Origin of the sequence: Pseudomonas sp. B23(2017) (genome assembly GCF_002113725.1) — a bacterium.
Classification (GTDB): Bacteria; Pseudomonadota; Gammaproteobacteria; order Pseudomonadales; family Pseudomonadaceae; genus Aquipseudomonas; species Aquipseudomonas putida_Z.
The window spans coordinates 1-21,939 of record NZ_NEJM01000027.1 but is presented as its reverse complement, the minus strand read 5'-3'; the positions used below and the strand labels follow the sequence as shown (position 1 = coordinate 21,939).

Annotated in this window: 19 protein-coding genes and 1 pseudogene; 8 read left to right on the top strand and 12 right to left on the bottom strand. The window is 63.3% G+C overall.

The window, feature by feature from the left end; translation table 11 throughout:
- Positions 1–228 precede the first annotated feature (228 nt).
- Genes CAG46_RS26970 through CAG46_RS26950 form a run of 5 tightly spaced genes read right to left on the bottom strand, consistent with a single transcriptional unit; the run spans position 229 to position 3,900 of the window.
- The gene (locus tag CAG46_RS26970; RefSeq protein ID WP_085619423.1) at positions 229–819 is read right to left on the bottom strand and encodes a cysteine dioxygenase family protein; all 591 of its coding nucleotides are present in this window, start codon (positions 817–819) and stop codon (positions 229–231) included.
- A 29-nt stretch (positions 820–848) separates the two neighbouring features.
- A complete protein-coding gene (locus CAG46_RS26965; protein WP_085619421.1) occupies positions 849–1,667 on the bottom strand; it encodes an amino acid ABC transporter ATP-binding protein in 819 nt (272 codons plus the stop codon).
- Positions 1,657–2,337 carry an amino acid ABC transporter permease gene (locus CAG46_RS26960; protein ID WP_085619419.1) on the bottom strand — a complete coding sequence of 227 codons (681 nt, stop codon included), beginning with the start codon at positions 2,335–2,337 and terminating at the stop codon, positions 1,657–1,659. The genes CAG46_RS26965 and CAG46_RS26960 overlap by 11 nt, the downstream gene beginning before the upstream one ends.
- Positions 2,327–3,061: an amino acid ABC transporter permease gene (locus CAG46_RS26955; RefSeq protein WP_085619417.1), complete on the bottom strand. Its 735-nt coding sequence runs from the start codon at positions 3,059–3,061 to the stop codon at positions 2,327–2,329. The genes CAG46_RS26960 and CAG46_RS26955 overlap by 11 nt, the downstream gene beginning before the upstream one ends.
- Entirely contained in the window at positions 3,061–3,900 is an 840-nt protein-coding gene (locus CAG46_RS26950) for a transporter substrate-binding domain-containing protein (protein ID WP_085619415.1), read from the bottom strand. The genes CAG46_RS26955 and CAG46_RS26950 overlap by 1 nt, the downstream gene beginning before the upstream one ends.
- Before the next feature lie 285 nt (positions 3,901–4,185).
- Between CAG46_RS26950 and CAG46_RS26945 the strand changes: the two genes are divergently transcribed.
- Positions 4,186–5,037 carry a LysR substrate-binding domain-containing protein gene (locus CAG46_RS26945; RefSeq protein ID WP_085619413.1) on the top strand — a complete coding sequence of 284 codons (852 nt, stop codon included), beginning with the start codon at positions 4,186–4,188 and terminating at the stop codon, positions 5,035–5,037.
- Between the two features lie 227 nt (positions 5,038–5,264).
- Positions 5,265–6,140 carry a universal stress protein gene (locus CAG46_RS26940; protein ID WP_085619411.1) on the top strand — a complete coding sequence of 292 codons (876 nt, stop codon included), beginning with the start codon at positions 5,265–5,267 and terminating at the stop codon, positions 6,138–6,140.
- 242 nt (positions 6,141–6,382) lie between these two features.
- On the opposite strand, the gene CAG46_RS26935 is transcribed toward CAG46_RS26940, so the two are convergent.
- Positions 6,383–6,859, bottom strand: coding sequence for an Lrp/AsnC family transcriptional regulator (locus CAG46_RS26935; RefSeq protein ID WP_085619409.1), 477 nt, complete (start codon positions 6,857–6,859; stop codon positions 6,383–6,385).
- A gap of 107 nt (positions 6,860–6,966) precedes the next feature.
- Between CAG46_RS26935 and CAG46_RS26930 the strand changes: the two genes are divergently transcribed.
- The 4 genes from CAG46_RS26930 to CAG46_RS26915 all read left to right on the top strand — a co-directional run bounded on the left by CAG46_RS26930 (position 6,967) and on the right by CAG46_RS26915 (position 11,715).
- A complete protein-coding gene (locus CAG46_RS26930; protein ID WP_085619407.1) occupies positions 6,967–7,812 on the top strand; it encodes an EamA family transporter in 846 nt (281 codons plus the stop codon).
- 201 nt (positions 7,813–8,013) lie between these two features.
- On the top strand, positions 8,014–9,240 hold the full coding sequence (locus tag CAG46_RS26925) for an MFS transporter (protein WP_075045557.1): 1,227 nt from the start codon (positions 8,014–8,016) through the stop codon (positions 9,238–9,240).
- Between the two features lie 166 nt (positions 9,241–9,406).
- A complete protein-coding gene (locus CAG46_RS26920) occupies positions 9,407–11,248 on the top strand; it encodes a potassium transporter Kup (protein WP_085619437.1) in 1,842 nt (613 codons plus the stop codon).
- A gap of 146 nt (positions 11,249–11,394) precedes the next feature.
- A complete protein-coding gene (locus CAG46_RS26915; protein WP_085619405.1) occupies positions 11,395–11,715 on the top strand; it encodes a hypothetical protein in 321 nt (106 codons plus the stop codon).
- Between the two features lie 816 nt (positions 11,716–12,531).
- Here CAG46_RS26915 and CAG46_RS26900 read toward each other — a convergent pair.
- Positions 12,532–14,157 (bottom strand): methyl-accepting chemotaxis protein, encoded by a 1,626-nt coding sequence (locus CAG46_RS26900; RefSeq protein WP_085619399.1) that lies wholly within the window; start codon positions 14,155–14,157, stop codon positions 12,532–12,534.
- A gap of 252 nt (positions 14,158–14,409) precedes the next feature.
- Between CAG46_RS26900 and CAG46_RS26895 the strand changes: the two genes are divergently transcribed.
- Positions 14,410–14,808: a tetratricopeptide repeat protein gene (locus CAG46_RS26895; protein WP_025339589.1), complete on the top strand. Its 399-nt coding sequence runs from the start codon at positions 14,410–14,412 to the stop codon at positions 14,806–14,808.
- Between the two features lie 231 nt (positions 14,809–15,039).
- Here CAG46_RS26895 and CAG46_RS26890 read toward each other — a convergent pair whose 3' ends face one another.
- Positions 15,040–16,587: a PLP-dependent aminotransferase family protein gene (locus CAG46_RS26890; RefSeq protein ID WP_085619397.1), complete on the bottom strand. Its 1,548-nt coding sequence runs from the start codon at positions 16,585–16,587 to the stop codon at positions 15,040–15,042.
- 78 nt (positions 16,588–16,665) lie between these two features.
- Between CAG46_RS26890 and CAG46_RS26885 the strand changes: the two genes are divergently transcribed.
- Positions 16,666–18,342, top strand: a complete 1,677-nt coding sequence (locus CAG46_RS26885) for an NAD(P)H dependent flavin oxidoreductase family protein (protein ID WP_143493533.1) — start codon at positions 16,666–16,668, stop codon at positions 18,340–18,342.
- 151 nt (positions 18,343–18,493) lie between these two features.
- Here CAG46_RS26885 and dapA read toward each other — a convergent pair whose 3' ends face one another.
- From dapA to CAG46_RS28820, 4 genes and pseudogenes are all read right to left on the bottom strand, one after another.
- On the bottom strand, positions 18,494–19,360 hold the full coding sequence (gene dapA, locus CAG46_RS26880; RefSeq protein WP_085619393.1) for a 4-hydroxy-tetrahydrodipicolinate synthase: 867 nt from the start codon (positions 19,358–19,360) through the stop codon (positions 18,494–18,496).
- A 377-nt stretch (positions 19,361–19,737) separates the two neighbouring features.
- Entirely contained in the window at positions 19,738–19,995 is a 258-nt protein-coding gene (locus tag CAG46_RS26875; RefSeq protein WP_085619391.1) for a PAAR domain-containing protein, read from the bottom strand.
- A complete protein-coding gene (locus CAG46_RS29220) occupies positions 19,992–20,810 on the bottom strand; it encodes a DUF6708 domain-containing protein (protein ID WP_238067689.1) in 819 nt (272 codons plus the stop codon). The genes CAG46_RS26875 and CAG46_RS29220 overlap by 4 nt, the downstream gene beginning before the upstream one ends.
- Positions 20,797–21,939, bottom strand: a pseudogene (locus CAG46_RS28820) (hypothetical protein); the annotation flags it as partial. The gene CAG46_RS29220 and the pseudogene CAG46_RS28820, both read right to left, overlap by 14 nt.

Sequence of the window (21,939 nt, the reverse complement as noted above, 5' to 3'; positions counted from 1 at the left end):
GGGCCGGCACAGGCCACACGCATCAAAATAGCCAGTCATGCAGGTGCGCCGGTGATGCTGGGGATCATGGGACGCAGTCCTTGGTCGATCAGGTTGGGAAAATGCGGTGCCTGTTCCGGCCTCTTCGCGGGTGAACCCGCTCCCACAGGGACCGCGCCGTGCTTACAAGCCGTGCATTACTTGTGGGAGCGGGTTCACCCGCGAAAGGGCCGGCACAGGCCGCACACATCAAAGGCCATAAGCCTCGATCGAAGGCGCCATCTGTGACTTGTTGTAGTTCACCACGCTGCCGTCGTCCTTGACCCCATAGCGGTTTTCCAGCGACTCCAGCGGCCGGCCATAAAGGTGGAAGTGCAAGGTCGGCTTATCGCCTTCGACGCGAATGCCATGCAGGTCCTCGCCCAGGAAGGCCACCGAGGTCCCCGGTTGCACCACGATCTCGCGCTCCAGCGCCAGGCGGGCACGGGCCGGGTCGCTGCCGTCATCCTCGCGGCGGTACACCCGGTTCAGTTCCTGCCCCTCGACAGCAACGATGATTGCCCAGGTCTCGTGGTTGTGCGGCAAGGTCGCCTTGCCCGGCAGCAGCGAGTTGACATACAAGGTCGGCGACTCGCCGTCGTCGTTCAGGCGATAGCGGAACTGGGTCTCGCCACTCGCAGCATCCGGCGCCGGAAAGCGCTCGAAGTTGAACAGCTCGCGGCACTCGGCCAGCCCTTCGAGCAAAACGACGATCTGCTGCAGCGCGGCGCGATCGACGCCCCGCGCATGGATGGCGCGCACTTGCGCCAGGAACGGCTGGATCACGGAATCACGGGACATGCTCGGTCTCTCTTCTTCGCTAGCGGAAATCAAACGCTGAGGCTGTAGCGCCCCAGGTTGCTGAATACATCGGGCGCCGGGCGGCTCGGACGTTGCCCGCCCTCGCCCAGCGCATGCTGCAGGAAAGCGCGGGTACGTTCGTGCTGCGGGGCGCGGAACAGCTGTTCGGCGCTGCCGTGCTCGACGATGCGGCCATGCTCGGTGAAATACACCCGGTCGCTGATCTCTTCGGCAAAGCGCATTTCATGGGTAACCAGCACACAGGTCATGCCCTCCTCGGTCAGCTCGCGGATCACCGCCAGCACTTCGCCAACCATCTCCGGGTCCAGCGCCGAGGTCACTTCGTCGAACAGGATCAACCTGGGCCGCATCGCCAGGGCGCGAGCGATGGCCACGCGCTGCTGCTGCCCACCCGACAGTTCGCCCGGAAACGCCGCGGCCTTGTGGCCCAGGCGTACCTTGTCGAGCAGCGCCAGGGCCAGATCGCGAGCTTCGCCACGCTGGCGACCGAGTACCTTGGTCGGGGCGATCAGCAGGTTGTCCAGCACGCTCAGGTGCGGAAACAGGTTGTACTGCTGGAAAACGAAGCCCACCTGCTTGCGCAGCGCAATCAGCTCGGCCTCTCCCCGCAAGCGCTCGACCTGGGTACCGCCGATACGGATGCTGCCGTGCTGCGGCCGCAACAGGCCGGTCATGCAGCGCAGGATGGTCGACTTCCCCGAACCCGACGGGCCAATGATCGACACCGCCTGGCCGGCCTGCACATCGAGGTCGATACCGCGCAGCACCGGGTTGTCGGCGAAGGCCAGGTGCACGTCACGCAGCTGGATCAAGGGTTCAGAAGGCATAGCGACGCTCCAGGCGTTGGGTCAGGCGGGCAATCGGGTAACAGTAGGCGAAGAACAGCGCCAGCACGCTGAAGTACACCAGCACGGTGAAGCCGCTGCGGTTGACGGTATTGGCGGCAATCTGCGCGCTGTCGATCAGGTCGTGCACGCCCACCAGCGAAGCCAGGGCGGTGCCCATGGTCACCACCGCATACAGGTTCATCCACGGCGGCAGCATGCGCCGCAGGCACTGCGGCAGGATGATCGACCGGAAGATCTGCGCGCGGCTGAAGGCCAGCGAGCGCGCAGCCTCCCACTGGGTGGCCGGGATCGAGGCGACTGCACCACGGAAGATTTCAGCAACATTGGCACTGGCCGGCAGCGCCAGGCCGATGGTGACCTTCAGCCAGTCGGGGAAGGCCAGCCAGGTGCCGGCAACCTGGATATCGAAAGGGAACACGTACGAGGTGAAGTAGATCAATACCAGCCACGGCGCATTGCGAAACACCTGCACCCACAGGCGCGCGATGCCGCGCAGCGGCGCTACCGGCGACAGCAACAGGATGCCCAGCAACAAGCCCAGCAGCGTGCCCAGGGCAATGGCGCCGACGCTGATCTGGATGTTCTGCAACAGGCCTGCGCCCAGGGTCGGTGACCAATGCCACAGCGCGGCGAGGTTCTCAGTGGCCATAGCCAGGCATCCTCAGGCGCGCTTCCAGGGCGCGACCGGCACAGTTGACGGCGAAGCTGAGCAGGCCGAAGAAGGCCAGGATCAGGATCATCAGTTCGATGACGTTGTCGCCCTGGGTCCAGATCATGATCGAGGCGTAGGTGATGTCGTTGACGGCAATCGCCGAAGCCACGGCAGTCATCTTCACCAGGTCGATCAGGTTGTTGACCAGCGCCGGCAAGGCGAAACGCACGGCCAACGGTAGTTGCACCTGCAGCAGTTGCTGGCGGCGGCTGAAGGCCAACGAGCTGGCCGCCTCCAGGGTCACCGTCGGCACCGCCTCGATGCCGGCGCGCAAAGCCTCGGCATGGAAGGCGCCCTTGTGCAGGGCAATCACCAGCACCACCCAGGCAAAGGGTGTCATCGGGTTGGCATTGCCCAGGCTCTGGCTGATGAGCATGTTCAGCACCAGGAACGCGCAGTACAGCTGCACCAGCGTCGGCGTGTTGCGCGTGACCTCGATGAAGGCCCGCGCCGGCCAGGCCAGCCAGCGGCTCCTGGCGGTGAGCGCCGCCGCCAGCAGCACGCCGACCAGCAGGCTGCCGGCGATGCTGAACAGGCACAGCCAGAGCGTGGTCAGCGCACCTTCCAGCAGCTTGTCGCTGGCGTAGCCGTCGAACAGGAAGTTGTAGTTCAGGCCAACTCGGGCGAGCTGCCCGACCAGCCAGTGCAGAGCCTCGCTCATCAGGCGCCTTCGCCCTGCAGCTTGGCGCGCAGCTCCACCAGCGCAGGCGAGGCCGGGGTGATGTGATTGGCCTGCTCACGTTCGATCAGCCAGCCGCTGCGGTGCCATTGCTTGACGAACGGGTCCAGGCGCTGCTGGGTGTCGGTCTCGCCCAGGCGCGTCCAGATCACCGATGGCGCCGGGTTGAGCTCCGGGGCCAAGGCGCGGTAGGCGCCCCACTCGCCGCCCTTGGCCAGCAGCGGGTTGATCAGCGTGGCATCGTGCACCGCGGCCACGCAGTTGTTGCCACGCAGCGCCAGCAGCGATTCGGCGGAGGTCTTGAAAGCCTTGAGGTCGGCGCCCAGTCCCACCAGCGCCTGGGTGTAGCTGCTGCCCTGGCTGGTGCACACCGGCTGGCCCTTGAGGTCGGCCCAGGTCTTGATCGGGCTGTCCTTGGCCAATGCTGCGGTGCCGCCGACACGGTAGAACGGCGTGGGCACGTGGCCCAACAGCTTGTCACGCTCGGGGGTCCATTCCATGTTGGCGATCAGCAGGTCGACCTTGCCCTGCTGCAGGAACTGCACGCGGTTGGCCGGTTGCACGGCGACCAGATCGACCGCCACGCCCAGCTGGCGTGCCAGGTCACGGGCCAGGTCGACGCTGAAACCGATCGGCTCGCGGGTGGCCGGGTCGATGGCACCGAACGGGCCACCGGAAAGCACCACACCCACGGCCAGCTTGTGCCGCTGCTGGATCTTGTCCAGGGTGGCATCGGCCTGGGCCAGGCCGCTGGTGGCCAGGGTAGCGGTGGCCAGCAACGATGCGAACAGCCCGCGACGGGCATAGGTGGACAGCGACATGGTGGGGCTCCTCATCCCGGCAGCCGGAACACCCGGCCAATGAGGGCGCATCCTAGGAAGTTGCAGGGGCGAGGGGAAATTCAAATATTGCCTATCGTTATAACGCAGCGCATCCAGAAATCTTGCAAAACGGGCATAAGCACCGTAATTGCTTGAGAATCCCTATCGAGCGGTGATATCCAATCGACCAACAGATAAAGATTCATTATCTTTAACCGATCATCAGTAATGTAAAACCGCGGGAAAGCACTGCGCCCCGCCCCACCTCCCTACACGGCCCACCCCATGAGCGCCCTCGACCTCGACCTGCTCCGCACCTTTGTCGCCATCGCCGACCACTCAAGCTTCGCCGAGGCTGGCCGGAACCTGGGCCGCACCCAGGCTTCGGTGACCCAGCACATGCAGCGCCTGGAGCAGCAGGTGGGCGTGCCGCTGTTGCGCAAGCAAGGTCGCCACAAGTCCCTGACCGATGCCGGCCGCCAGCTGCTGCGCCATGCCCGGCAGATGCTCACGCTCAACGACGAGGCCCTCGCCGGCCTGCGCCAGGACGGCCCCAGCGGCGTGCTGCGGATCGGCTCGCCCCACGACATCGCCGACACCATCCTGCCGCCACTGCTCAGCCACATCGCCCGCTCGGCGCCCAACCTGCGGCTGGAGATCGACGTTGGCCGCAGCCCGTTCCTGATGGAAGACCTGCAGCGCGGCAAGGTCGACATGGTCATCTCGACCCGCACCGCGCCGGGCCTGGAAGGCTTTGCGTTGCGCACCTCGCCGGTGTGGTGGATATGCGCGGCGCACTATCAGCACCTGCCGGGGGAGCCCCTGCCGCTGGTGCTGGTGGACGAACCCAGCCTGTACCGCAAGCTGGCGCTGGAGGCGCTGGAGCAAGCCGGCATCGCCTGGCGCCAGGCCTATCTGGCATCCAACCTGATCGGCGTCAAGGCGGCGGTGCGCGCGGGCCTGGGCATTACCGCACGCAGCCAGGAAATGGTCGGCCCCGACATGCGCGTGCTAGGGCAAAGCGATGGCCTGCCGACACTGCCCGACGTGACCTACCACCTGTGGGTGCGGACCAACACCGTCAACCCGCTGGTGCGCCAGGCCTATGCGATGGTGCGCGCCAGCGCGGGGTTGTGATGCGCGCCGCCCTGGCTAATTCATAGGCAGCCCGCTGGCGTTGAGGTGGTGCGCAGCAGTGGTCAGTTCGAGCTCGGTCCTTCACTCCATTGACGCATATCAAGCCGCCGGCCCCGGTTCGCGAGACGATGGCTGTCAGCAAGGAACGAATCGAAAACCGCCATGCGCATTGTGCTCAAGGCCATCGCCATCGATCACTGTGCGCGGCTTTGGACAAGGAGCCCCACATGAGCCCGCTGAACCACGTACTGGTAGCCACCGACCTGTCCACTTCTGCCCGCAACGCGGCAGAACGCGCTGCGTACCTGAGCAAGGAGCAACAGGCATCGCTGGACCTGCTGTACGTTGCCAACCCGGCCCCCTTCGAGCGCCTGAAGCAGCTGGTGGCACCGGGTGACGACCTGCTGAAGCGCGTGCTGGACACCGCAGGCGAAAAAATTCGCGCACTGGCTGCAATGCTGTTCCAGCGCCATGACATCGCCGCTGGCGTGCAGGTCGCGCACGGCTCGGTGACCACGGAGATCACCCGTGTGGTGCAGGATAAACGCAGCGACCTGCTGGTGTGCGGGGCGAAGGGCCAGAGCGTGGCGCGGCGCCTGCTGCTGGGCTCCACTGTGCAGAAGATGCTGAACCGCATGCCCTGCCCTTTGCTGGTGGTCAAGCAGGCACCACGCGATGCGTACCGGACCTTGCTGGTTGCAGTTGATTTTTCGCCTTCATCACTGCGTTCCATCGAACTGGCAAAAGCCATTGCCCCACAGGCCGAGATCATTCTGTTGCATGTGTACGAAGCGCCGTTCGAAGGCAGCATGCGCTTCGCCCACATCGACCATGACACGCTTGCACACTACCGCAATGTCATCCGCAAGGATGCGGTGAAGCAGCTCGCGGCCTTGAGCGAAACCGCCGGAGTGGCAGATGCTCGGCAGATCGTGGTGCATGGCGACCCTGGCTGGCGGATTGCCGAGCAGGAACAACAGCTGGAATGCGACCTGATCGTGGTTGGCAAGCAAGGGGAAAGCGCACTTGAAGAACTGCTGATAGGCAGCGTCACCAAGCATGTGCTGAACGAGTCCCAGTGCGATGTGCTGGTGTCGCCATAGGATGCATGTGATGTGGAGGACGCTTGCGTGTCCTCCACCGAAGCCCGCGCCATCCACCGCGGCGCCTGCTTCGCGGGTAAACCCGCTCCCACATGGATCGCGCTGGCCTTCAGGTTGTGGGCACGACTGTTGCGCCCTCAGTTTTTTTCTGGCTTCAAGCGCCACGCAAAACCTGTGGGAGCGGGTTCACCCGCGAACACGGGCGAAGCCCGTGCCATCCAGCGCAACCCCTGCTTCGCGGGTCAGACCGGAACAGACAACCCGACCTTGACCTTGTCCAGAACAATCAGCGTTCGGTAGGTCAGGATGTCCTCGTTATCCGCAAAATGCAGCCTGACCAGCTTTTCGAAATGCGCCACATCACGGGCAAGCATGACGATGATGAACGAAACCCCGCCGTTGACGAAGTAACACTGCTGTATCTCCTCGACATTGGCGAAGTACCGCTTGGCGCGGTCCATCACCAGGGATCGGTCGTCCCGCAAGCGCGATTCGACAATGGCGGTAATCATCTGGCCGACACTCTCCGGGGCGATCACCGCAGTGTTGGCGACAATCACCTCGCTTGCCTCCATCTGGGCGATACGCCGCTGTACAGCAGGCGTGGACAGGCCGATTTGCTCGGCAATCGCTCGCTGGGAGGTTTTGTTGTCGCGCTGAAGCAACCGCAGAATCGCATGATCGAAGCCGTCAAGCGGGCGGCTGGTGGAGTCACTCATTTTCGGGTTCCAAAGAAAGCAGTTCGCTCATCAGGGGGCTATTTTCACAGCAATTCCTTCGAACGCCGAGCTCTAAAATTGTGTCTCGTATGTCGCTGGAGACGAGCGTGGACTCGAAAAGTGCTGGAGCATTCGCTCCTGTCGGCGCTGCCATCGCCGCCCTGGTGTCTGTGCAGACCGGTGCTGCCTTGGCCAAGACCCTGTTCCCACTGGTCGGCCCCGAGGGCGTGGCCGCGCTGCGCCTAGGCCTGTCAGCCGTGATCCTGCTGGCCGTGTTGCGGCCCTGGCGCATCTGGCAGCAGGCGAACATGCTTCACCTGCTGGGCTACGGCGTGATGATGGGGCTGATGAATCTGCTTATCTATCGGGCATTTCTCTACATCCCGGTTGGTATCGCGGTGTCCATCGAGGTGATCGGCCCTCTGGGGGCTGCCTTGTTGTCTTCCCGACGCCGAATCGACCTGCTCTGGATCGCCTTGTCGGTCGCCGGCCTCACCTTGCTGCCCTGGGGTACGGATAGCCATGGCCTGGACCTGCGCGGGGTGTTGTACTCGCTCGCCGCTGCACTGGCCTGGGGGCTGTATGTGATGCTCGGCAGCAAGGTGGCGGTTCACGGCAAGCAGGCGGTCGCCACCGGGATGTTGTTCGCAGCGCTGCTGGGCGTACCATTAGGCGTTGACCAGGCAGGTACCGACCTGCTGGCGCCCTGGGTGCTCACGGTAGGCCTGGGCGTCGCCCTGCTCTCCAGCACCGTGCCCTTCCTGCTCGACATGTATGCGATGCGGCACCTGCCACCGAGCATCTTTGGCGTGCTGCTCAGCGCTTCACCCGCCGCCGGGGCCATAGCCGGCTGGCTGATCCTCAACGAGGTGCTGACGCTGCTCCAGTGGCTGGGCATTGCAGCGATTGCCCTGGCCTGCGCAGGCGCTGCGCTGGTTGGCCAGCGCCGCTGAAAGCCTGCTTGCGGAACCTGCGGCATTACTCCGCCTCCAACAGCGGGCGCTCTGCGCAAGGCGTTTCATCGATTGCGCTGATGATTACTATCGAGCGACCCGCATGTTGGCCTGGCAAAAGCGCCCCCTATAATCGCCAGCAAATTTCCCCCGCTCCTTGCGCCTGCTTCAGGCGACATCCCTCTCTTGGAATCCAATACCATGCCAAGTGCCAGCCAGGCCCCTAGCGGCCTCCCCGAACATGATCAACAAAGCGTCAGCCAACAGTGGCTGGCAATCCTTTCGGTCGCCGTCGGCGCCTTCGCCCTGGTGACCAGCGAATTCCTGCCGGTGGGTGTACTCAACGATGTCGCCAGCGACCTCGGCATCAGTGCAGGCCACGCCGGCCTGATGGTCACCCTGCCCGGCATCATGGCCGCCCTCGCCGCCCCGCTACTGTCGGTGGGCATTGGCGCCCTGGACCGTCGCTACCTGCTGATCGGCCTGACGCTGATCATGATCATCGCCAACGCGGTGGTGGCCTACGCCAGTGACTTCAACCTGCTGCTGTTCGGCCGCGTGCTGCTGGGCGTGAGTATCGGCGGCTTCTGGGCGACGGCCATTGCCCTCAGCGGCCGCCTGGCACCGAAGGGTGTGGGCGTAGCCCAGGCCACCTCGATCATCATGGTCGGCGTAACCCTGGCCACCGTGCTGGGCGTGCCGGTAGGCACCTGGTTGAGCGGCCTGATGGGCTGGCGCATGACCTTTCTGGTAACCGCGCTACTGGGTGTACCGGTGCTGCTGGCGCAGATCCTGTTGCTCCCGCGGCTCAACCCGGACAAGGCCATTCGCATCAGCGACCTGCCGGCCCTGTTCATCAACCCACAGGCGCGGGTTGGCCTGATTGCCGTGTTGCTGATCGGCCTGGCGCACTTTGCCGCGTACACCTATGTTGCGCCCTTCTTCAAACAAAGCTCCGGCTTCGATGGGCCGACAATTGGCTCGTTGCTGCTGCTTTATGGCGTGGCCGGGGTGTTCGGCAATATCTTCGCCGGTTTCGCCGCCAACCGCAGCGTACGTCACACCCTGCTGCTGGTAGCGTTGATGATCGGCACCAGCACTGCCCTGTTCCCTCACTTCGCCACCGGCATGACCGGTGCAGCGATGCTGATCGGGTTGTGGGGCTTCGCCTTCGGCGCGTTCCCGGCCTGCGCCAGTATCTGGATGTTCGTCGTCGCGCCCAAGGATGTCGAACGCGGCATGCCGCTGTTCGTCGCCATGTTCCAGGTGATCATTGCGCTGGGCTCGTTCTTCGGCGGTCGGATCGTCGACCAGCTGGGCAGCTCGGTGCTGCTGAGCCTGGCCACGGCCCTGGTGGGCTGCGGTTTCGCTACGGTGCTGGTGCTGGGGCGTAATGTCAGCAACAGCCTGGCGGCGCAACCTGGCTGATTTTTTACGCACTTTTTACGGCTGAGCCGACAGACAGAAGGAATACTGGGCGCGCGATGCTCAGGGATGGCATGCATTTCTACCCGCCAGTCCAGAGAAGCCCTTCGTGAGCCAGTCCACCGTCATCGCAAATCAATCCGTTCCCGGCAAGTCCAACCCCATCGGCATGCTCGTCGCCGCTGTCGGCGTGGTGTATGGCGACATCGGCACCAGCCCGCTGTACACCCTCAAGGAAGTGTTCGCCGGGCACTACGGCGTGCAGGCCAACACCGCCGGCGTACTGGGTGTGCTGTCACTGGTGTTCTGGTCGTTGCTCTGGGTGGTGTCGCTCAAGTACGTACTGTTCATCCTGCGTGCCGACAACCAGGGCGAAGGTGGCATCATGGCCCTGACCGCCCTGGCGCACCGGGCGGCGGCGCCCTACCAGCGCCTGGGCAGGATACTGGTGCTGCTCGGCCTGTTCGGCGCCGCGCTGTTCTACGGCGACAGCATGATCACGCCGGCGATCTCCGTGCTATCGGCCGTCGAGGGCCTGCAACTGGCCTTCGACGGTATCGAACATTGGGTCGTGCCGCTGTCGGTGGTGGTGCTGGTGGCGCTGTTCCTGATCCAGAAGCACGGCACCGCGCGCATCGGCATCCTCTTCGGGCCGATCATGGTGCTGTGGTTCATCGTACTGGGTGCGCTGGGCCTGCACGGCATCGTCCAGCGCCCGGAGGTGCTGCAGGCACTCAACCCGCTCTGGGCGGTGAAGTTCTTCGTGCTGCACCCGGGCATGGGGGTGGCGATTCTGGGCGCAGTGGTGCTGGCGCTGACCGGCGCCGAAGCCCTCTACGCCGACATGGGGCACTTCGGCCGCAAACCCATTGCCCGGGCCTGGTTCCTGCTGGTGCTGCCCGGCCTGGTGCTGAACTACTTCGGCCAGGGCGCGCTGATCCTCGGCGACCCGCAGGCAGTGCGCAACCCGTTTTACCTGCTGGCGCCCGAATGGGCCCTGCTGCCCATGGTCGGGCTGGCCACGCTGGCCACCATCATCGCGTCCCAGGCCGTGATCTCCGGTGCGTTCTCGTTGACGCGCCAGGCCATCCAGCTGGGTTACGTACCGCGCATGTTCATCCAGCACACCTCCAGCGAGGAACAAGGGCAGATCTACATCGGCATGGTGAACTGGGCACTGATGGTTGGCGTGGTGCTGCTGGTGGTCGGCTTCGAGTCGTCCGGGGCGCTTGCGGCAGCCTACGGCGTAGCCGTGACCGGGACCATGCTGATCACCACGCTGCTGGCTTCGGCAGTGGTGCTGTTGCTGTGGAAGGCACCACGCTGGCTGGCGGTGCCGATGCTGCTGGCGTTCCTGCTGGTCGACAGCCTGTATTTCGCCGCCAATGCGCCGAAGATCCTCCAGGGCGGTGCATTTCCGGTGATTGCCGGCCTGGCACTGTTCACCCTGATGACTACCTGGAAGCGCGGGCGACGGATGATCGTCGAGCGGCTGGACGAAAGCTCGCTGCCGCTGGACCTGTTCATTACCAGCCTCAAGGCCCAGCCGCCTTACCGCGTGGGCGGTACTGCCGTATTCCTGTCCGCCAGGCCCGAGGCGGTGCCTCACGCCTTGCTGCACAACCTGCTGCATAACCAGGTACTGCATGAACAGGTGGTGCTGTTGACCGTCGTGTTCGAGGACGAGCCACGGGTCAGCGCCGGCAAGCGCTTTGAGGTCGAGGCGTTTGGTGGCGGTTTCTTCCGCGTGAGCCTGCATTTCGGCTTCATGGAGGAACCCGACGTGCCGTTGGCGCTAAGCCGCTGCCAACGTGCGGACCTTGAGTTCGGCCCCATGCGCACCACCTATTTCCTCAGCCGGGAGACGGTTATTGCAGGCAGGCAGATGGGCATGGCCCGCTGGCGGGAGCACCTGTTTGCCTTCCTGCTGAAGAATGCCAACAGCAACCTGAAGTACTTCAAGCTGCCGCTGAACCGGGTGATCGAGCTTGGCACCCAGGTCGAGATCTGAACAGTCATGAAGCTTGAGGCTGCCAGGTACTGAAAGGGCCTGGCAGCCGCTTCATCGAACGGCTGCGCACTGCGGAACTTAAGAGGCAACCTTATGTCGTATCCGCACTCAAGCTCTCCCCCTGCGCCTTCTGGAGGCGAACAAACATGAAAAAAACCCTGGTAGCCGTCTTTACCTGTGCCCTGGCGCTCGGCGCAACTGCATTGTTGCCTGCCGATGTCTCGCCGATTGGTTCCGCATATGCCAAAGGTAATGGCAATGGCGACGGCAAAGGTGGGTTCAACGGTAATGGCGCCGGCTACGAGAGTGATCATGCCGGCAAGGCCACCCGCAACCATGGCGAGAGCGGCAATCACTATGGAAGCCTGCGCAATGATGACAACGGCCGTGGCACTACCCGGTCCGGCATTGCCCATTCCAAGGAACACAACAAGGCCGGGCGCTCCTCTTCGAAGCATGATCGATAACTGAAAGCGCACATGGCGTGCCCGCGAACCGGGCGATGCGGTTGATGGCACCGGCTACGCCGGTGTTCGCGGGTAAACCCGCTCCCACAGGTATGGCGCATTCTTTCAGCTGGTGAGGTCCCTGTGGGAGCGGGCATGCCCGCGAAGCAGGCGACGCGGTGGATGGCACCGGCTTCGCCGGTGTTCGCGGGCTCGCCCGCTCCCACAGGTACAGCACATTCCTTCAACTGGCGGGCCCCCTGTGGGAGCGGGTTTACCCGCGAAGCAGGCGACGCGGTTGATGGCACCGGCTACGCCGGTGTTCGCGGGTAAACCCGCTCCCACAGGTATGGCGCATTCCTTCAACTGGCGGGCCCCCTGTGGGAGCGGGTTTACCCGCGAAGCAGGCGACGCGGTTGATGGCACCGGCTACGCCGGTGTTCGCGGGCTCGCCCGCTCCCACAGGTACAGCACATTCCTTCAACTGGCGGGCCCCCTGTGGGAGCGGGTTTACCCGCGAAGCAGGCGACGCGGTTGATGGCACCGGCTACGCCGGTGTTCGCGGGCTCGCCCGCTCCCACAGGTACAGCACATTCCTTCAACTGGCGGGCCCCCTGTGGGAGCGGGTTTACCCGCGAAGCAGGCGACGCGGTGGATGGCACCGGCTTCGCCGGTGTTCGCGGGCTCGCCCGCTCCCACAGGTACAGCACACTCCTTCGGCTGGTGGGGTCCCTGTGGGAGCGGGCATGCCCGCGAAGCAGGCGACGCGGTTGATGGCACCGGCTACGCCGGTGTTCGCGGGCGCGCCCGCTCCCACAGCCTGGTGCCCGCCAGGCCTCAAACCCTGAACCGCCCCACCAACGCCGTCATCTCCCCCACCAACCCCGACAACGCCTTGCTTGCCTCACTGGTCTGCTGCGCCCCCGCTGCCGAGGATGTCGACAACTCGCGAATGTTCAGCAGGTTGCGGTCCACCTCTCGCGCCACCTGGGCCTGCTCTTCGGCTGCGCTGGCAATCACCAGGTTACGCTCGTTGATCTCGCCGATCGCACTGTAGATACCCTCCAGCACCTGCCCCGAAGCCAGGGTCACGTCCAGCGTCGACTGGGCGCGGCTGGTACTGGCCTGCATCGAGGCCACGGCCGCTTCGGTACCCGCCTGCACGCGCCCGATCATCTGCTCGATTTCCTGGGTCGACTGTTGCGTGCGGTACGCCAGCGTACGCACCTCATCCGCCACCACCGCAAAGCCGCGCCCGGCCTCGCCCGCACGGGCGGCCTCTATGGCGGCATTGAGCGCCAGCAGGTTGGTTTGCTCGGACACCGAGCGAATCACCTCCAGCACCTTGCCGATGTCCCGCACCTGCCCGACCAGTTGCTGCAGATGCGCGCTGCTGGCCTGGATCTCCCGAGTCATGGCCTCGGTGCCGTCGATGTTGTCGCTGACTTGCCGGCGGCTTTGCGCTGCCAGCTGGTTGGATTCGCTGGTGGTCTGCGAGGTGGTGATGGCATTGCGCGCAACCTCCTCCACGGCCGTGGTCATTTCGGTGACGGCGGTGGCGGCCTGCTCCAGCTCCTGGCCCTGCTGGCGCAGGTTGTTGGCACTTTCCTCGGTGACGGTATTCAGCGCCGTGGCGGCTGCGTCCAGTTGCCTGGCGCAGCTGCTGATCTGCCCCAGGGTGTCGCGCTGGCTCTGCTGCATGCGTTCAAGTTCATGGAACAGCTGCCCGATCTCGTTACCGCCCTGCCCCTGCACCGGCACGCTCAGGTCGCCACCGGCAATGCGCTGAAAGTGCCGACCAGCTTCGCGCAGCGGGTGCAGCACGCGCTGGGCAACAAAGGCCCAGCACAGCGCCGCCAACAACAGCGTCACGCCCAGCAGCCCCAGGCTCAGCATTTGCGCACGCGCCAGGCGCCGGTCGGATTCCAGCATGATCTGCTGACCGCGCTCACTCAATGCGCCGACCAGTTGCTGGCGCAGCGCCTGCAGCCGGCCCATGGCGTTGCCGGCGTCGGTGTTGACTTTGAAATACTGCTCGAGCGAACGTTGACGGGTTGCCTCACGCTGCCCGGCGACCGCCTTGGCATACTCGCCATAGGTGGCCTGCAGCGCGGTTGCCAGTGCGTGCAACGCAGGCTCGCGGGCGTTTTCGACAAACTCGTCCACCAGCTTCTGGCTCTTGTCGTTCAGCTCGACCGACAGCGCCATGCGTTTGTTGGCGCTTTCCTCATGCCCACCCAGCTGCTCGATGAAGCCCGAGGACACATTGGCACTGGCGCGAATCGCCATCAGCAACGCATTGTTCAACCGGTCCGACTGGTGCGCGGTCTGGTCCAGTTCGGTGATCTGCTGGTCGCTGCCCACCGCCGCCCGCCAGGCACTGACGGTGGAAAACAGCAGGGTCACGCTGAACAGGGACAGCACCCAGAACATTCCGGTGCGGATCTTCAGGTTGGCAAGCATGCGGGCAGTACTCCTTGTTGGCACCACTTCTGGTCGATGATTCGACGGTGGGTGTGCTGCTATCGGAGGTACTGCCCCAGGCTTGAGGCGCCGGAGTGCGGTTATGGGCGGTAACCGAACAGATGTTGTCGAGGCAAAGACCGGGCAACAGGCAACAAGCCGACCAGGCGGGAACTTCAACGCTCCAATTCGGTCGATAGCATCCCTCGCCCTCCAACCGGGCCTGCCCAAGCCCTGCCGAGTCTACCGCCGATGCCCAGCACACCTGTTCTGTCAGCCTTGCTCCTGTTGTTCAGCGCAATCACGGCACAGGGCGCACTGGCCGGCGAACGCTACGCGCCCGCACGCAGCAACAATGCCTCGACGGTGCTGATCGAAACCGCCTCGCAACAATATGCCGACGGCCAACTGGACCAGGCGGCGGCCACCCTGGAGCGTGCGCTGCACATTCAGCCGAACAACCCGGCGACGCTGCACTACCTTGGCGTTTTGCGCCTTCAGCAAGGGCAGTATGAACAGGCCGAAACCCTGGCGCTTCGCTCCAACCTGCGTGTTGGCAACAATCACGCACTGCGCAGCCGCAACCTGCAGCTGATAGAAGCCGCGCACAAGGCCCAGGGCTCGGGCATGCTGCCGACGGCTGCACACTGACGGCCATCAGACGCTGCGCGTCAGGCCACCATTGACCTGCTTTGCCACCGGCTGCGACGGTGATCAAGTCAGCTCCCATGGAACTACCCATAACTCATTGCATCAGCAGGGACCCTGTGGGAGCGGCTTTAGCCGCGAACACCGGCGCAGCCGGTGCCATGCACCGCGTTGGATTCTTCGCGGCTAAAGCCGCTTCCACAGGGTACGCGGACCGCTTGCGAATTCAGTTTTCTACTCGACAGCGCAACCCAAAGGGCTGGGTGATCGCCCACAGGGATTGCGCTGGACCGATGTTGCAATCGCCTTCGCCGCTTGCGCCAAACGTTGTGTAGCCAGCCGGATTTCATCCATGTCCAACGAGGCGAAACCGAGGCGCAGGGCATTTTCCGCATGACCAAACGGCGAAAACTGCCGGCCACTGCGTACCACCAGGTCCAACTCCAACGCCTTGCCAACCAACTGATCCACATCGATCCCGTCAGCAAACCTCACCCACAGTGCCAGCCCACCTTCCGGCTCGCGCACGGTTACTTGCTCGCCAAAGGCATCGTGCAAGCAAGCCAACAGGGTCTCTCGACGCCGGCGATACTCTCGGGTAACCCGACGCAAGTGCTTCTTCAGCTCGCCATCATTGATCAAGTCCGCCAGCATCTGCTGCATCACCGCATCGCCCTGCCCCAGGGTCAGCGTCGCCCTGCGTTCGAGCGCCACGGCCACCTCCGCCGGCGCCACGATGAAACTGCAACGGAACGTACTGCCCAGGGACTTGGACAATGAGCCAATGTAGATCACGTGCCGCTGCTGACGGTCGCTCGCCAGCGGCAGGTAAGGCCGCCCGGCGAAGTGGTACTCATGGTCGTAGTCTTCCTCGACCACGCAAAAGTCATGCTGCCGCGCCAGCTCCAGCAGCTGCTGTCGGCGCCCGGCAGGCAGGCTGACCGTGGTCGGGAACTGGTGATGGGGAGTGATGTACAGCATGCGCACCTGGTGCAACCGGCACAGTGCATCGATCTGCTCGACCCGGCAGCCCTCGTCATCCAGGTCCACGGTGACCAGCCGGGCGCCCAGCTGGCGGAAGATCTCCCACGCGGGCGGATAGCTCAGGCGTTCGACCAGCACAACGTCACCGGGCTTGAGCAGCACGCTGCCCACCAGGTACAGCGACATCTGCACGCCCTGGGTCAGGCAGATATGCTCGGCGCCAACGTTCAGGCTGCGATTGTGCCGCAGCATGTCGGCCAAGGCGCTGCGCAGGGAGTGGCTGCTGCACGCGCTGCCATGGCGCACGGTGTTGGCGGCAAAGCTGTTGCGCAAGGCATTACGGTAATAACGGTGCAGAACGGTCTGCGGCAGCAGGCGGTGGTCACAGGCGCCGTTGTCGAAGAACAGCGCACCCGGCCGGTCCTGCTGCGCGGCAGCCTGTTCGTTGGCCGCGAAGTAGGCAACGGCAGGCTCCTCCTGTAGCACCAGGGCAAAGGGCTGCGCTGCATCGGGCTCGGCCTGGGTGCCAGCCGCCAGCTGCCGACTGACGAAGGTGCCACGGCGCTGCACGCTTTCCAGCCAGCCTTTGGTCTCGGCTTCCTCGTAGGCGAGGATCACCGTCTTGCGATTGACGTTCAGCAGTTGCGCCATTTCCCGCGTGCCAGGCAACGGCGTGCCGGGGCGCAGGCGACCCTCGGAGATCGCGGCTACCAGGCCCTCGACGATCTGCCTGTACGAAGCCTGCGGCTGCGCCCCGTCGAGCTTGAGCAGCGGCTGCCATTTGCGAAGCTGGACCATGTGAATTAACCGAAACTGGAGGTTCTACTGGTCCTGGACTATAGCAACAATCGAACCTCCACTTGCCCCGAGGTGCCCATGCAGAACCGCCACGTCATTGAATTGTCGCCCTCGGGCAAAACCTTCGACGCCAGCCAGGAGCTGCTGCTCGATGCCATGCTCGCCAGCGGCCTGCCGGTGCCCTTCTCATGCCGCCGCGGCGCCTGCGGGTCGTGCAAGGTCAAGGTGGTGTCGGGGCAGTATCGGCACAAGCAGCGGACGGCAGACATGCCCGCGCCCTGCTACCCCCTCGCCGCCGACGAAATGTTGCTGTGCCAGAGCCACGCCTGCAGCGACATGCGCCTGGAAATCCCCGGCTGGTCCCTGGAAGCCCAGGCGCTGGAAATCCACGCGCAGGTTCATGGCAAACGCGAACTGAGCGCCGATATCATCGAACTGGTGCTGCAGCCTGCACAGCCGTTGGCGGTAAGGGCTGGCCAGTACGTACGCTTTCGGCTCGACAACGGTGACAGCCGCTGTTTTTCCATCGCCAACCTGCCCGCCCAGGACCAGGGGCAACTGGTGTTTCACATCCGCAAGGTGAGCGGCGGCCTGTTTACCGAACGCCTGCTGCCAACCCTGCAAGCAGGTGACAGCTTGAAACTTGAAGGGCCGGTGGGTGCCTGCACCTGGCAGCACGAGGACCAGCGGCCCCTGGTGCTGTTCGCCACTGGCACAGGTTACGCCGGCATCAAGCCATTGCTGCTGACCGCCCTGGCAGGTGATGCCGAGGTCACGTTGTACTGGGGCGGCAGATCGGAAGCCGACTTCTATGACCGAGAGTTTCTCGACCAGGCCAGCCGTGCACACGCTCACTTTCGCTGGCACCCGGTGCTGTCGGACCGGGAGCGCGTGCAGCAGGTGGCGCTGGCCCAGGCCCATCGCTGGGCCGACACCCAGGTCTATGCCTGCGGCAATGTCACGATGATCAGCCAGGTTCGCGAGCAGTGCCTCGCAGCAGGCCTGCAGCCCCATCGTTTTGTCGCGGAGGCTTTCGTTGCCAGCGGCGCACTGGCGCCCGCGGCTTCAACAGCCAACCCATTGCACCCGGAACTGGAAAAAGTCGGCCCGCGCTACTCGCTGGACGGCATGCTCGCTGCCCGCGCGCAGTCGGTACGGGCCGTGACAGCGATCGCCAGCCAGCTGAAAGTCGGCATGACCACCGCCCAGGCGCTGGAGATGGCCGCGCAAACCTTGCAGGCGATGGGCGCATCGCACACCTGGCACCCGACCTACATCCGCTTTGGCGACGACACCGTGCGCACGCCGCGCCAAGGCATTGATCTGCAACGTGTATTACGTAACACGGATATCGTCGTGGTCGATGTCGGCCCGGTATGGGATGGCTATGAGGGCGACTATGGCGACACCTTCGTGTTCGGCCAGCACGAGCTGCACCACGCCTGCGTCAAGGCACTGCATGAAGTGTTCGACGAAACCCGCCAGGCCTGGGGCCGTGGCCTGACCGGGCGCGAACTGTACGACTTCGCCGAGCGCAGTGCCCAGGCAAAAGGCTGGCAGCTGGAGCGCAACCTGGCCGGGCATCGCATCGCCGACTTCCCGCATGTGCTATTTGGGCAGGACAAACTGGCCGAGGTGGAAATCGTCCCGAGCGAAGTGGTGTGGGTGCTGGAGATCCAGTTGTGCCACCCTACCGAGCCGGTCGGGGCGTTTTTCGAAGACATCCTGATTGGCGAGGCCAGGCCGCTTTCATAGATTCAGAAGCAAGCGATCCGCGTACCCTGTGGGAGCGGCTTTAGCCGCGAAGAATCCAACGCGCTGCATGGCACCGGCTGCGCCGGTGTTCGCGGCTAAAGCCGCTCCCACAGGGGCCCTGCTGATTCAATGAGTTATGTGCCGTTCTATCTCAAGCACCGAGCGAACCCAGCACGCCTTGCAGCTTGCCCCGGGTCATCTCCGTGCACGGCTGCATGGGCTCTCGCAGTTCGTCGCTCATCAGCCCCTGTAGCTGCAAGGCCGCCTTGACCACAGCCGGGTTGGGCTCGGCAAAGGCCATCTTCATCCACGGCAGCAACTGGTAGAACGTACCGCGCGCGGCTACCCAGTCGCCATGGTCGACCTGCTGCAGCATGCGCACGTACAGGTCGGCGCGTACATGCGCCGAAGCCGAAATGGCCCCTGCGCCACCCAGGCACAGGTTGTTGAAGATCTGCACGTCCTCACCGGCCAGCACCTGGGCGTGGCCGTCCTGGATCAGGGCCATGGTGGTCTCGCTGTCGCCGCTGCAGTCCTTCACCGCCGCGATGCGCGGGTGGCGCAAGATGCGGCGCAGGGTTTCACGCTCGATACGTACCCCGGTGCGGTAGGGGATGTCGTAGACGATCACCGGCACGCTGGCGGCATCCGCCACGGTGCTGAAGAACGCCTCGATGCCGGCCTGCGAAGGCCGGATGTAGCACGGTGCAGGGACCAGCAGTCCGCCAATGTCACGCCGCTGGATTTCAGCCTGGAAGGCCAACAGTTCGCGCAGGTTGTAGCCCGACAGGCCCATCACCACCCTGCCCGGCTCCACCCAGGCCAGCACAGCGTCCAGCACGGCCAGTTGCTCGGCCTTGGACAGCGCCGCTGCTTCGCCCGTGGTACCGCATACCACAAAACCGGCCACACCCTCTTCGAGCAGCTTCTTCACCAGTTTTTCCAGGGCGGCGAAGTCGATTTCATTGGCGCGCATTGGCGTGACGAGGGCGATCCAGATACCACGGAAATTCGACATGCAAAAACTCCTGATGTTGACCGAAAGTCAGCGTCAGCAGGGCGAAGAGTCGAAGTGGTCTGGCAGGGATACCTGGCGCCTTCTGTCTCGTCAGCCCACCTGACGAGACAGCGCGCCTCGGTCAGATGAGCGGCTGTTTCTTGGATTTCTTGGCAACGGCAACGCACGCGCCTGCCTGGGCGATGAAGCCCGAAGCGAAAATGGCGTGGTTGGAAGTGGACATGCCGGCAAGCCCGTTGCGTGGATATGGCTGGATAATGGTGGCGCGGTGCACTCGGTGTCAACACCGAGATAGCAAACCCATCCGGCTGCGCTGGTGTTCACTGCCAAAGCCGCACAGAGATCTGTGGGCCCGATCTTGTACAAGAGGTATTTGATCAATCCAGCATCCACCCAGCATCACCCTCCTCCAGCACACCACCGTGATCCGTCCGGTCACCTTTACGCGCCACGGCCGCGCCCTCGACCAGGAAATGCTCAGCCCCACTCTTGATCACGGCGCCGCACGTGGTCCGATCCCCCACCCTGGCAACCGCCCTGCCATTGAAGGTGTACGTGGCACTGCCGCTTTCTACCTGGTTGGTGCCATGTAGCGGGCAGACATGTCGATGACCTACCAGTACGACAGGGTTCATTGGGCTTCTCCTTCTGATGGCCCGGTACGAGATTCACGGTCCATTTCCTGAGGCCAATCAACCTTCGGCGCCAGGCAGTGCATATGGCTGAGGCCATCGTCATCGTTCCAGTCGCGGGGTGGGTGCACGAATTTCGGTAGGGCTTCGGGGCCTTGCTGCATGAATAGCCGCGCGATAGCCCAGTAGGCTTCTCCGTGGTAGAGGTCGTGGGTGAATAACACGCGGTCGATGACTTCGTCGGTGTCCGGGTTGCGAACCGACAGCATGACGTTTTCGATCAGCCCACCGTAGCCGGAGGCGTAGACTCGGTAGACTTCGGCGGTTACGTCGTCCCAATTGTAGGCGACAGGTTTGACGCCCCAGTGTTTGCGGCTGAACAGGAAGAGGTAGTTGCATCTGAATTGATAAACATAGATCTTTCGACGCAAGCGATTAAAACGTATTGGTTCGTCTCGTGGAAGTGCCAAGTCTAGCCGGACAAATGAAAAGACGACCCATATGCAGATTAGAGGCCCGAGTATCAAGATTAGCTTCATAATCCAATCGAAGGCCTGACTGTAATCAATTAGGCCCCAATACACTTGTACAGCTACAAAAAACAAGAACAGCAGCGTCGGAATGCCAAGCAAGGCCAATACACCTCGTAGACGGACTGTAGATCGAGGCAACTCCATGTATACATCATCAGCATGGTTTGGTGGCGGATTAATATCGTTCAAATTCAAGAGAGATGTGGGTGCTTCGTGGGCGCTCGGTAGATCGTAGCGCCAGGCTGGCGCACGTCTCATTAGCACTCTTGGCTCATGCGTCGTCATTTGCCCTCCGGTTACATACCTCAATATACGCACTTTCAATTTCTCGGTCCGGCCAGTACATTACCAGCAATGTTGCTGCGACAATGGAGTGCGCTCCAATTGTCGGCATGAGTTCTATAACGCCTGAGATAGCCAATTGGGACCGGTCATTACCCTCCGAAAAAGAAGAGTACTTTTTATCAATATTAAAGTCGCTTTTATAGTCGGGCAGCCTAGGCGGAGAAAAGCCAGGGAAGCTGGCCGACTTGGAAGAGCCAGTTGAGCGACGTGCATGAAACTCATCCACAACCAGAGTCTCTCCTCCCGTGTAGTCCGGGAACTGGCCATCACCTCGACGATGGACTGTCAGGCACCACCGATATGCCGAAATTCCGTCTTTGTACTGAGGTAGGATTATCTTGAATTTTATTTTTTGTTTCCGTTCAAGACCGGTCAACCCTCCGATCCTTGGAGTGGCCGGGTCGCTTACCAGATTCGCTTCGAAGTGGAATTCTGCCTGTACACCTAGCGTGGCGGCGTTGAGCTCCGCAAATGCGATGTCTGCGTACTCCGGGCTTCTCCAGTGAATGACTGGCGTCTCATCTGCCTTTCCAAAACAGCACCGTCGGGCCCACCGTTCCAGAGCGGATGACTCATTCTCTTCAGCGCTTTTGCTAAGCGTATAGGCAGTCAACGCCAGCACTACAGCGAGGCCTACGGGTCCCCATACAGTGGAACTTAATGCTGTTCCAGCGACGGCAATGGCGCTGGCCCCGTAAAAACCTGCAGCCAACCAGTATCGTATCGCTGCTGCACCATCTCCTGCTGCCGATGCACGTTTAGCAGCAGAAACTGCCTGTGCTGCCTCAACAAACCCGACGACAGCGCCTACTACAGCACCGATCTTTATCAAGGTCTCGCCTGTGGCAGTAGCACCTTTGGCCCATGGCATACCCTTATAGGCACTTTCCCGCAACATGAGCCCAACCAGTTCGATATGCCCTCCCAACACTCCCAAGTACGATCCTTGCAACGCCAACTTGGCCTCATACGCCTTCGGCCCAATCTCCGTTTCCGCCTTTTCCTGATTCCTGCCCAGGCTGTCCTGCTGCAAATACAACCCGCCTATCGCCAGCAGAACCTCCCAGCT

Excerpts from the sequence above, each read along its gene's own strand:
- CAG46_RS26970 (WP_085619423.1), bottom strand. The coding sequence starts at position 819 with ATGTCCCGTGATTCCGTGATCCAGCCGTTCCTGGCGCAAGTGCGCGCC.
- CAG46_RS26965 (WP_085619421.1), bottom strand. The coding sequence starts at position 1,667 with ATGCCTTCTGAACCCTTGATCCAGCTGCGTGACGTGCACCTGGCCTTC.
- CAG46_RS26960 (WP_085619419.1), bottom strand. The coding sequence starts at position 2,337 with ATGGCCACTGAGAACCTCGCCGCGCTGTGGCATTGGTCACCGACCCTG.
- CAG46_RS26955 (WP_085619417.1), bottom strand. The coding sequence starts at position 3,061 with ATGAGCGAGGCTCTGCACTGGCTGGTCGGGCAGCTCGCCCGAGTTGGC.
- CAG46_RS26950 (WP_085619415.1), bottom strand. The coding sequence starts at position 3,900 with ATGTCGCTGTCCACCTATGCCCGTCGCGGGCTGTTCGCATCGTTGCTG.
- CAG46_RS26945 (WP_085619413.1), top strand. The coding sequence starts at position 4,186 with ATGAGCGCCCTCGACCTCGACCTGCTCCGCACCTTTGTCGCCATCGCC.
- CAG46_RS26940 (WP_085619411.1), top strand. The coding sequence starts at position 5,265 with ATGAGCCCGCTGAACCACGTACTGGTAGCCACCGACCTGTCCACTTCT.
- CAG46_RS26935 (WP_085619409.1), bottom strand. The coding sequence starts at position 6,859 with ATGAGTGACTCCACCAGCCGCCCGCTTGACGGCTTCGATCATGCGATT.
- CAG46_RS26925 (WP_075045557.1), top strand. The coding sequence starts at position 8,014 with ATGCCAAGTGCCAGCCAGGCCCCTAGCGGCCTCCCCGAACATGATCAA.
- CAG46_RS26920 (WP_085619437.1), top strand. The coding sequence starts at position 9,407 with ATGCTCGTCGCCGCTGTCGGCGTGGTGTATGGCGACATCGGCACCAGC.
- CAG46_RS26915 (WP_085619405.1), top strand. The coding sequence starts at position 11,395 with ATGAAAAAAACCCTGGTAGCCGTCTTTACCTGTGCCCTGGCGCTCGGC.
- CAG46_RS26900 (WP_085619399.1), bottom strand. The coding sequence starts at position 14,157 with ATGCTTGCCAACCTGAAGATCCGCACCGGAATGTTCTGGGTGCTGTCC.
- CAG46_RS26895 (WP_025339589.1), top strand. The coding sequence starts at position 14,410 with ATGCCCAGCACACCTGTTCTGTCAGCCTTGCTCCTGTTGTTCAGCGCA.
- CAG46_RS26890 (WP_085619397.1), bottom strand. The coding sequence starts at position 16,587 with ATGGTCCAGCTTCGCAAATGGCAGCCGCTGCTCAAGCTCGACGGGGCG.
- CAG46_RS26885 (WP_143493533.1), top strand. The coding sequence starts at position 16,666 with ATGCAGAACCGCCACGTCATTGAATTGTCGCCCTCGGGCAAAACCTTC.
- dapA (WP_085619393.1), bottom strand. The coding sequence starts at position 19,360 with ATGTCGAATTTCCGTGGTATCTGGATCGCCCTCGTCACGCCAATGCGC.
- CAG46_RS26875 (WP_085619391.1), bottom strand. The coding sequence starts at position 19,995 with ATGAACCCTGTCGTACTGGTAGGTCATCGACATGTCTGCCCGCTACAT.
- CAG46_RS29220 (WP_238067689.1), bottom strand. The coding sequence starts at position 20,810 with ATGACGACGCATGAGCCAAGAGTGCTAATGAGACGTGCGCCAGCCTGG.